The sequence below is a fragment of the Polaromonas sp. genome, assembly GCF_049790275.1.
In the GTDB taxonomy this organism is placed as follows: Bacteria; Pseudomonadota; Gammaproteobacteria; order Burkholderiales; family Burkholderiaceae_C; genus Polaromonas.
On the sequence record NZ_JBAQYR010000115.1, the window covers coordinates 1 to 10,039 of the forward strand.

A 10,039-nucleotide genomic window follows, 5' to 3' on the forward strand; every position below is an offset into this window, starting at 1 on the left:
CCCATGGCGCGCCCGCTGGCGGCGCCTCCGGCCTGCCGGCGGGCGTGCTGGTGCCCCATGTCTCGCCCGACGACAGCCTGCTGTCGCGCCTGTCGCGCTGCGGCGTGCGCGCCACCCTGCAGCAGGCCGAGGCACTGCTGCAGCAAGGCAGCGACTGGCAGGCGAGCGGCGTGCTGGAGCGCCGCCTGGACGACAGCAGTGGCCTGCCTGCAGACTGGCCAGACGCCGGCCGGAACTGGAGTGAAGCTGCACTACCGGCAAATCTGGAACAAGCGGGGCTGGACGCGGCGACAACGGCCTGCTGGCACCACCGCGCGGGCTGGATCAAGCCGGCGCGGCTGGTCGAAGCCCTGCTCGCACAGCCAGGCATCGAATGGCGCGGTGGCGTGCAGGTGGCGCGGCTGGAGCGCGACGCCGCCAGCGGCCGCTGGACGGTGCTCGACGAGCAGGCTCAACCCCTTGCGCAGGTGGACATGGTGGTGCTGGCCGCCGGCCATGCCAGCCGGCTGCTGGTGGACACCGGCCTGCCGCTGCAGGCGATTCGCGGTCAGGTGTCTTGGGGCCTGCGGCAGGCAGCCGACGACAGCGCGTTTCCCGCTTTCCCGGTCAATGGCAACGGCAGCTTCATCCCCGCCGTGCCTTCCGGCGAACAAACCATGTGGCTGGCCGGGGCAGGCTTTCAGCGCGACCGGGACGACAGTGCCATCGACCCGCAAGACCAGCAGGCCAATCGGGAACGCCTGCAGACGCTGCTGCCAACCACGGCCACCCGTCTGGCGCCGGCCTTTCGGGATGGGTCCGTCCAGGCCTGGGCGGGGGTGCGCTGCGCGTCGCCTGACCGGCTGCCGCTGGTGGGGCCTGTGGATGCCGCGCGGCATCCGGGACTCTGGGTCAGCACGGCCATGGGCTCGCGTGGATTGACCTTCGCCGTGCTGGGCGGCGAACTGCTGGCAACCCGGCTGCACGGCGAGCCTTTGCCGCTGGAAAACCGAATGGCGCAGGCGCTGGCGCCGCAGCGCTTTACTCCCTGACGGTGCGAAATATTCAAGCCATTCAGGGCCCCAGCTCAATGGTCATGGGCGCAGGCAGCTATATTTTTTGTAGCAACTTCTTGAGCTGCCCGGGGTGCAGGGGTTTTTTCAGGTACACCTGCGCACCCGAAAAACGCGCGCGCAAGCCCTGCTGCCAGTTGGGTGCCGAGCCGGTCACAAACAGGTGGGCGATGGCAGGCCGGGTGTTGTCCACCGCTTTGACGAGCTGCCAGGGGTCCATGTCGGTCAGCCCGAGGTCCAGAGTGACGAGCTGGTAGGCATGGGTGTTCAGCAGCACCAGGGCCTCGGTGCCGGTGGCGGCTTCGTCCACCTCATGCAGCCCCGCTGCAGCCAGCTTGGCGCGCAGGTAGAGGCGGTCATCGCGCCCCGGGTCCACCACGAGCACCCGGCGCCCGGCGCCCGGCGCGGCGCCGGGTTCCAGCGGCAGCGGCTCGGTGTCGTCCGTGGTGATATCCAGCACCACGTCGAGGTCGTGCTCATGCGCAAGGTCGAGGTCCAGCGCCGGCGGCGTGGCCGGTGCCGCAGCTGAAGACAAAGGGGAAGGAGCGGAAGGGGGCGGCGGCGCAAACTCTCCCTCCATCGCCTCCAGCACGGCCGACCACTTGACCGGTGCCGGAAACACCCGCCAGGCCTGGGCCGGAGGGTCTTCGCCGACCCAGATCAGCTTGACCGCATCATGGGAAGGATTGGCCAGTTCCAGAACGGCTTCCCAGCTTTCACCATCGATGATGAGAATGTCCGGCGCATGCATGGCCTCCGCCGTTTGCGCCGTCCAGGCGGAATAGACGATGTCACGCGATTCGGAGAGGCGAAACACCGAATCCAGTGCATGACGCTCGGTATCGCTGAAGCCGTAGAACTTGACGTAGATGCGCTTCACTGCCCTGCCCGCTCATGGTTGTAATTGCCGTGGATGATACGGGGCTTGTGTCCAATTGTTGCCACAGGCGTTGTCCCGATGACACGAAATATGACTACTCAAGGTCCGGAAACGCTCATAAACACTGGTGAATAAGCTTATTCGCATAAGCGAACAACGAATCTGTAGTTTGTTTTCATAAGCACCACCCCTAAAGTGTGCTGCTTATGCATGATTTTGCTTTTGTCTTTGCCGGCTTCGCCGTCGGCCTCGTGGTGGGTTTGACCGGCGTGGGCGGGGGTTCGCTCATGACCCCCCTGCTGATCTTCTTTTTCGGCATCAAGCCGCACCTGGCCATTGGTACCGACCTGCTGTTTGCCGCTTTCACCAAACTGGGGGGCACGGTCAGCCTGGCCCGCACGCGCATGGTGGACTGGAAAATTGTGGGACAAACGGCTGCGGGCAGCATTCCGGCTTCGCTGCTCACCCTGTATGTATTGCAACTGGTCGGCCCCGCCAGCCCCGCCGCCCAGGCCGTGATGACCACAACGCTGGGCGTGGCGCTGCTGCTCACGGCCACGGCGACGCTCTACAAGGCCGTGTACGGCAAGGCCGCGCCGCGCGACATCGCCCGCGCCGACCTGCACGCCGCCACGCGGGCGCGTCACTGGGCCCTGCCGATGCTGTTTGGCGCGGTCATCGGCAGCCTGGTGACCCTGACCTCGGTGGGCGCCGGTGCCATCGGCGTCATTGTGTTGATGCTGCTTTATCCCGCCCTGCCGCTGCCGCGCATTGTGGCCGCCGACATTGCCCACGCTGTGCCCCTGACCTTGGTGGCCGGCCTGGGCCACGCCTCCATCGGCTCGGTGGACTGGGTGCTGCTGGCCAAGCTGCTGGCCGGCTCCCTGCCCGGCATCTGGCTCGGTTCGCGGCTGGTCAACAACACGCCCGACCGCTGGATACGCTCCCTTCTCTCCGTGCTGCTGGCCTATGCCGGCGTCAAGTTAATCGCCATCTGAATCCACTTTTGATCTCTGACAGCCATGTATCAATACACCGAATTTGACCGCCAGTTCGTCCAGGCACGCGCTGACCAATACCGCGACCAGCTCACCCGCTGGCAGGCCGGCCAGTTGCCCGAAGACGAGTTCCGGCCCCTGCGCCTGCAAAACGGCTGGTATGTGCAGCGTTATGCGCCCATGCTGCGTGTGGCCGTGCCGTATGGCGAACTCTCCAGCGCGCAGGTACGCGTGCTGGCCAAAATTGCCCGCGAATACGACCAGCCCAATGCCGCCCTGTTCAACGAAGCGCAGGCCACGCAAGACAAGCTCGGCCCCGTCAACCTCAAGAGCGGCCTGTCCGTCAGCTCGAAACTGACCGCCGGCTATGCCCACTTCACCACGCGTCAGAACATTCAGTACAACTGGATCCCGCTCGACAAATCGGCCGACGTGATGGACCTGCTGGCCAGCGTCAGCATGCACGGCATCCAGACCAGCGGCAACTGCATACGCAACATCACCAGCGACGAGCGCGCCGGCATTGCGGCTGATGAAATCGCCGACCCGCGGCCTTTCGGCGAAATCCTGCGCCAGTGGAGCACGCTGCACCCGGAGTTCGCCTTCCTGCCGCGCAAGTTCAAGATCGCCATCAGCGGTGCCAAGGAAGACCGCGCGGCCACCGCCTGGCACGACGTCGGCCTGCACCTGGTCCGCAATGCGGAAGGCGAACTGGGTTTCAAGGTGCTGGTCGGCGGCGGCATGGGCCGCACACCCATCATTGGCACCGTGATCCGCGAGTTCCTGCCCTGGCACCAGATCATGAATTTCATTGAAGCCATCGTGCGGGTGTACAACCGCTATGGCCGGCGCGACAACATGTACAAGGCGCGCATCAAGATCCTGGTGAAGGCCGAGGGCCAGAAGTACATCGACGATGTCGAGGCCGAGTACCAGCAGATCATGGAGCATGACGGTGGCCCGCACACCATCACGCAGGCCGAACTCGACCGCGTGACGGCTTCCTTTGTGCCGCCCACGCTCAACTGCGACCGCAAGAGCGCCGATGCGAAAATTGCCAACATCCTGCGCGCCGCTGCCGAGGACGACATCGAGTTCGGCCGCTGGCTCAAACAGAACGTGGCGCCGCACCAGAACCCCGACCTGCGCGCCGTGACGCTGTCTTTCAAGCGCCTGGGCCAGGCGCCCGGCGACGCCACCGCCGACCAGCTCGACGTGGCTGCCGACCTGGCCGACCGTTTCAGCGCCGGTGAAGTCCGTGTCACGCACGACCAGAACCTGCTGCTGCCCTGGGTGCGCTGCGACGAGTTGCCCGAACTGTGGCGCGCCGCACGCAAGGCCGGTTTTGCCAAACCCAACATACGCCTGCTGACCGACATGATTGCCTGCCCCGGCGGCGACTTCTGCTCGCTGGCCAATGCACGCTCCATCCCGATCGCCGAGGCCATCACCGAGCGCTACCAGGACATGGACGAGCTGCACGACCTGGGCGAGATCGACCTGCATATCAGCGGCTGCATCAACTCCTGCGGTCACCATCACAGCGGCCACATCGGCATCCTGGGTGTGGACAAGGATGGCCTGGAGTGGTACCAGGTGTCGCTGGGCGGCTCCGACGGCTCCGTGCTGAGCGGCAACCCTGTGCCCGGCAAGGTGGTCGGCCCCTCGTTTTCCGCGGCCGAAGTGCCCGAAGTGATTGAGGCCGTGCTGGACACTTACCGCCGCGAGCGTGAAGCTGGCGAGACCTTTATTTCAACGTTGCGCCGCGTCGGCATGGATCCTTTCAAGGAAGCCGCCAAGGGCGCACGTTTTGCCGCTACTGCCGTAGCCGCCTGAGGAGAATTGCATGAAATTTTTGCCATTTGCCGACCACGCCGTTGTTGAAAACAGCGCCGTCCTGGTGCTCGCCAACGACGCCGACCCACTGCAAGCCGCACTGGAAGGCGTGACGCGGATCGACCTGAACTTTCCGAAATTCACCGATGGCCGCGCCTTCAGCCAGGCCTTTCTGCTGCGCCGCCGGCGCGAGTTCAGCGGTGAAATCCGCGCCACCGGCGATGTGCTGGTGGACCAGCTGGCCCAGATGGAGCGCAGCGGTTTTGACGTTGCCGTGCTGCGCGCCGACCAGGACATGGCCACGGCCCAGCGCGTGCTGGCGGCCTACCCTGGGTACGGCGTCGGCAAGTACCAGGGCGACGCCGTCGATGTGCAACCCCATTTCAGGGAATCCAGGGAAGGGGCTGCGGCGTGAACACCATGAACCTGGACCTTGCAAACATCAACGCAGAACTCGGCCGCAATGCACAGGGCCTGGTGGACTGGGCCGTGGGACTGGGCCGGCCAGCCATCGTCACCACCAATTTCCGCCCCTTCGAGGCGGTGATACTGCACATGGTGACGCGCGCCAACCCGAAGGTTCCGGTGGTCTGGATGGACAACGGCTACAACACCGAGGCTACCTACCGCTTCGCCGACGAAGTGACGAAGTTGCTCAAGCTGGACCTGCACATCTATCTGCCGCGCCGCTCGCGTGCGCACCGCGAGGCCGCGGAAGGCCCGACCCCGGCGCTGGACGATCCGCGCCATGCGGCCTTCACTGAAGAAGTGAAACTCGAGCCCTTTGCCCGCGCCCTGCGCGAAACTGCGCCCCAGGTCTGGTTCACGGCCCTGCGCGCCACCGACACCGCCGTGCGTGCCCAGATGGACCCGGTCAGCGTCAATCCGGACGGATTGATCAAGGTCGCGCCGCTCCTGCACTGGTCGTCCAAAGACCTTTACCAGTACTGTGAAATCAACGGCCTGCCCAACAACTTCGACTACGTGGACCCCACCAAGGGCGAGGACAACCGCGAATGCGGTCTGCACCTCGCACACTGACTTATGAACGCCCGCACACCCTCCAACCTGCTGCCAGCCGACCCGGCGACCTCCATCGCGCGGCTGTCCAACGCCCATCTCGACGCGCTCGAGGAAGAAACGATTTTCATCCTGCGCGAGGTGGCTGCCGCCTTCGAGCGCCCGGCCCTCCTGTTTTCAGGCGGCAAAGACTCGCTGGTCATGCTCAAGTGCGCCGAGAAAGCCTTTGGTGTGGGCCGCATCCCCTACCCGCTGCTGATGATTGACACGGGCCACAATTTTCACGAAGTGACCGATTTCCGCGACCTGCGCGCCAAGGAACTGGGCGCCGAGCTGATTGTGCGCAACGTGGAAGACTCGATGAAACGCGGCACCGTGCGCCTGGCGCACCCCGGCGAGTCGCGCAATGTGCACCAGTCGGTCACGCTGCTGGAGGCGATTGACGAGTTCCGCTTTGACGCCCTGATAGGCGGCGCGCGCCGGGACGAGGAAAAAGCCCGCGCCAAGGAGCGCATCTTCTCGCACCGCGACAGCTTCGGCCAGTGGCAGCCCAAGGCCCAGCGCCCGGAACTGTGGACGCTGTTCAACACCCGGCTGCAGCCCGGCGAGCATTTTCGCGTGTTTCCGATCTCCAACTGGACCGAACTGGACGTCTGGCAATACATCGAGCGCGAGAACATCGCCCTGCCTTCGCTTTATTACGCACACCAGCGCAAGGTGGTCGAACGCAAAGGCCTGCTGGTGCCGGTGACCGAACTCACCCCCGCGCGCGACGGCGAGCAGGTGGTTGAAAAAACCGTGCGTTTCCGGACTGTGGGCGACATCACCTGCACCTGCCCGGTGGACAGTCCGGCCGCCACCGCCGCCGAGATCGTGATCGAAACACTGGCTGCCGATGTGAGCGAGCGTGGCGCCACGCGCATGGACGACAAAACCTCCGACGCTTCAATGGAAAAGCGCAAAAAAGACGGGTACTTTTAGCTCTCCCCCGGGCAGGCTTTGCCTGCTCCCCCCAGGGGGCGGCGCCTGCGGGCCGGCGAAGCCGGACCCGCGGCCCCCACTGGCAAGAACCTTTGATCTATTTTGAGAATGAGATGAACACAAGCACCCCTACTACTGATTTGATAGCCGGAAGCGCACAGCCAACGGGGGCTGCAGGCCAAAATGACCTGCGGTCTGCACTGAAGTTCATCACCTGCGGCTCTGTTGACGACGGCAAGAGCACGCTGATCGGCCGCCTGCTGGTGGACAGCAAGGCCGTGCTGCAGGATCACTTGGCCGGCGTGCAGCGCCAGGGCGAGACCGACCTGGCCCTGCTGACCGACGGCCTGAGCGCCGAACGCGAGCAGGGCATCACCATCGATGTGGCTTACCGCTACTTCGCCACCGAAAACCGCAAGTTCATCATCGGCGATGCGCCCGGCCATGAGCAGTACACGCGCAACATGGTCACCGCAGCGTCGAGTGCCGATGCCGCCGTGGTGCTGGTCGATGCCACCAAGCTGGACTGGAAAAACCCGTCCATGGAGCTGCTGCAACAAACCCGCCGCCATTCGCTGCTGGTCAACCTGCTGCGCGTGCCCTCCATCGTGTTCGCGGTGAACAAGCTCGACGCCGTGGAGGATTCCACGCTGGCTTTCAAAAATATCAGCGCAGCGCTGACGGCCTTCGCCCAAGCCGCGAAGATCCCGGTCAAGGCCATCGTGCCCATCTCTGCACTGATCGGCCACAACGTGGTGGACGCCAAGCCGAGCTGGTGCGGCTACGAAGGCCTGTCGCTGCTGCAGTTGCTGGAACACCTGCCCGCCACGCCGGCAGAAAGCACCGAAGCCTTTGCCTTCCCGGTGCAGTGGGTGGAAAAGTTTTCTTCTTCGTCGGACACCTCCCAGGGTCGCCGGGCTTTCTGGGGCCGGGTCGCCACCGGCGGCGTGCAGCCGGGCCAGGCCGTCACCGTGCTGCCGAGCGGGCAAACCGCCGTGGTGGCCCAGGTGCTGGACCATACGCGCCAGCCCCGCTCCATCCTGGCCGGGCACAGTGCCGGCATTGTGCTGGACCGCGAAGTGGACGTTTCACGCGGTGACTGGCTGCTGGCGACGGACACCTTTGAACCCTCGCGCGAACTCTCGGTCACCATCGCCTGGATGGACGACGAACCCCTGATCGCCGGACGTGCCTACTGGGCGCTGCACGGTCACCGCTGGGTCAAGGCCAAGGTCAGGCGCATCGTCCACAAGCTTGATGTCAACACCCTGGCCGAGGAAGACGCCAGCGAACTGCCACCGAACGCGATTGGCCATGTCGAGCTCAGCCTGCAGGCACCGCTGGCCACCCTGCCCTATGCCCGTTCGCGGGTCCTGGGCTCGCTGGTGCTGGTGGATACAGCCTCGAACAAGACCTCCGGTGCCGCGCTGATCCTTTGATCAGGATCAGACCCACCCCAACACCAACTTAACCCTGCTCATGGAATCCTCTTAAAATTGAGGGTTTCCACCGATCCCGCAAGAACAACATGACTCACATCGTTTCTGAATCCTGCATCCGCTGCAAATACACCGACTGTGTGGATGTCTGTCCCGTGGACTGCTTCCGCGAAGGCCCCAACATGCTGGTGATTGATCCGGACGAGTGCATCGATTGCGCGGTCTGCATCCCCGAATGCCCGGTCAACGCGATTTACGCCGAGGAAGACGTGCCGGCCGACCAGGTCAACTTCATCAAGATCAATGCCGAACTGAGCCGCGCGCCCGGCTGGAAAAGCATCACCAAGCGCAAGGAAGCCTTGCCCGATGCCGAAGAGTGGAAAGACGTCACCAGCAAACTGGACCAGCTCATTCGCTGAGACGCATCCCGCCGCGGATTACGCGCCTGCCTGCCCTCTTCAAACTGAAACCCGAAAAAAGCCCCATGGAACCTCAACTGAACCAGGAAGTGATCAACACGGCTGCCGCGCACGATGGCCCGATAGAGACCGATGCGGTCATCGTCGGCGCGGGCCCGGTCGGGCTGTTCCAGGTGTTTGAACTCGGCCTGCTGGAAATCAAGGCCCATGTCATCGACTCGCTGGCCTACCCCGGCGGCCAGTGCATCGAGCTCTACCCGGACAAGCCGATCTACGACATTCCCGCCGTGCCCATGTGCACCGGCAAGGAACTCACCGACTCCCTGCTCAAGCAGATCGAGCCCTTCGGCGCGACTTTCCACTTCGGCCAGGAAGTCAGCACTGTTGAAAGGCAGGACGACGGCCGCTTTTTCGTCCAGACGTCCAAAGGCACGCAGTTCCTGACCAAAACCATCTTTATTGCGGCCGGCGTGGGGGCTTTCCAGCCGCGCCTGCTGAAGGTCGACGGTCTCGAGAAGTTCGACAACACGCAGCTGTTTTACCGCGTCAAGTCCCCGGCTGACTTTGCCGGCAAAAACCTGGTGATTGTGGGCGGCGGCGACTCCGCGCTCGACTGGGCGCTCAACTTCGCCAAGGAAGGCCCGAACAAGGCCGAAAGCGTGATCCTGATCCATCGCCGCGACGGTTTCAAGGCCGCACCGGCCAGCGTGGCGAAGATGAAGGAGCTGTGCGACAACTACGAGATGCAGTTCATCGTCGGCCAGGTCACCGGCTACGAGGAAAAGGACGGCAAGCTCACGGGCGCCAAGGTCACCGGCTCGGACGGTGTCACCCGCGTGGTACCACTCGATGTGCTGCTGGTCTTTTTCGGCCTGTCGCCCAAACTCGGTCCGATTGCGGACTGGGGCCTGGACATCGAGCGCAAGCAGCTCAAGGTGGACACCGAGAAGTTCTCGACCAATGTGCCCGGCATTTTTGCGGTGGGCGACATCAACACCTACCCCGGCAAGAAAAAGCTGATCCTCAGCGGCTTCCATGAATGCGCACTGGCCGCTTTCGGCGCTGCGCCTTTCATTTTTCCGGACAAGAAGATTCACCTGCAGTACACGACCACCAGCCCGAAACTGCACAAGGTGCTGGGCGTGGAGACGCCGGTTTTCGACTAGGGCCTGTTAACGCTATTTGTGCAAGATGCGTTGCGAGTCAAAAAGGCGCCGAGCAAGGCGCAAAACGCCGTCGGGGTAGGCCCCCGACAAGGCTTTGCAACGCTGCACATGGCCTTTTTTGGCCGCAACCCGGAGGGAACGGGGTGAAAACAGCGCCACTCTGCGTTGCACTCCTAGCCCAGACGCCCAGTCTGGGCGTCGTCGCGCGCCTTGATTGGCACTGTTTTCACCCCGTTCGCATTTGCACA

10 protein-coding genes are annotated in these 10,039 nt (G+C 64.1%); 9 read left to right on the forward strand and 1 reads right to left on the reverse strand.

All coding sequences use genetic code 11. The annotated features are described in order from the left end of the window. The coding region (gene mnmC, locus WA904_RS14950; RefSeq protein WP_425197918.1) for an FAD-dependent 5-carboxymethylaminomethyl-2-thiouridine(34) oxidoreductase MnmC at window positions 1–1,031 on the forward strand (1,031 nt) is incomplete at its 5' end. A 58-nt stretch (window positions 1,032–1,089) separates the two neighbouring features. On the opposite strand, the gene WA904_RS14955 is transcribed toward mnmC, so the two are convergent. Beyond that, window positions 1,090–1,932 (reverse strand): response regulator, encoded by an 843-nt coding sequence (locus WA904_RS14955; protein ID WP_425197919.1) that lies wholly within the window; start codon window positions 1,930–1,932, stop codon window positions 1,090–1,092. Between the two features lie 206 nt (window positions 1,933–2,138). On the opposite strand from WA904_RS14955, the gene WA904_RS14960 reads away from it, so the two are divergent. From WA904_RS14960 to WA904_RS14995, 8 genes are all read left to right on the forward strand, one after another. Next, window positions 2,139–2,930, forward strand: a complete 792-nt coding sequence (locus tag WA904_RS14960) for a sulfite exporter TauE/SafE family protein (protein WP_425197920.1) — start codon at window positions 2,139–2,141, stop codon at window positions 2,928–2,930. Window positions 2,931–2,954: 24 nt separating this feature from the next. Beyond that, the gene (locus WA904_RS14965) at window positions 2,955–4,766 is read left to right on the forward strand and encodes a nitrite/sulfite reductase (RefSeq protein ID WP_425197921.1); all 1,812 of its coding nucleotides are present in this window, start codon (window positions 2,955–2,957) and stop codon (window positions 4,764–4,766) included. Window positions 4,767–4,776: 10 nt separating this feature from the next. Further along, on the forward strand, window positions 4,777–5,181 hold the full coding sequence (locus tag WA904_RS14970; RefSeq protein ID WP_425197922.1) for a DUF934 domain-containing protein: 405 nt from the start codon (window positions 4,777–4,779) through the stop codon (window positions 5,179–5,181). 5 nt (window positions 5,182–5,186) lie between these two features. Then, the gene (locus WA904_RS14975; protein WP_425197927.1) at window positions 5,187–5,807 is read left to right on the forward strand and encodes a phosphoadenosine phosphosulfate reductase family protein; all 621 of its coding nucleotides are present in this window, start codon (window positions 5,187–5,189) and stop codon (window positions 5,805–5,807) included. 3 nt (window positions 5,808–5,810) lie between these two features. Next, window positions 5,811–6,767: a sulfate adenylyltransferase subunit CysD gene (gene cysD, locus WA904_RS14980; protein WP_425197923.1), complete on the forward strand. Its 957-nt coding sequence runs from the start codon at window positions 5,811–5,813 to the stop codon at window positions 6,765–6,767. A gap of 113 nt (window positions 6,768–6,880) precedes the next feature. Next, window positions 6,881–8,206 (forward strand): sulfate adenylyltransferase subunit 1, encoded by a 1,326-nt coding sequence (locus WA904_RS14985; RefSeq protein ID WP_425197924.1) that lies wholly within the window; start codon window positions 6,881–6,883, stop codon window positions 8,204–8,206. An 89-nt stretch (window positions 8,207–8,295) separates the two neighbouring features. Further along, window positions 8,296–8,625 (forward strand): ferredoxin FdxA, encoded by a 330-nt coding sequence (fdxA, locus tag WA904_RS14990; protein WP_425197925.1) that lies wholly within the window; start codon window positions 8,296–8,298, stop codon window positions 8,623–8,625. Between the two features lie 65 nt (window positions 8,626–8,690). After that, window positions 8,691–9,791, forward strand: coding sequence for an NAD(P)/FAD-dependent oxidoreductase (locus WA904_RS14995; protein WP_425197926.1), 1,101 nt, complete (start codon window positions 8,691–8,693; stop codon window positions 9,789–9,791). The last annotated feature ends 248 nt before the right edge of the window (window positions 9,792–10,039 follow it).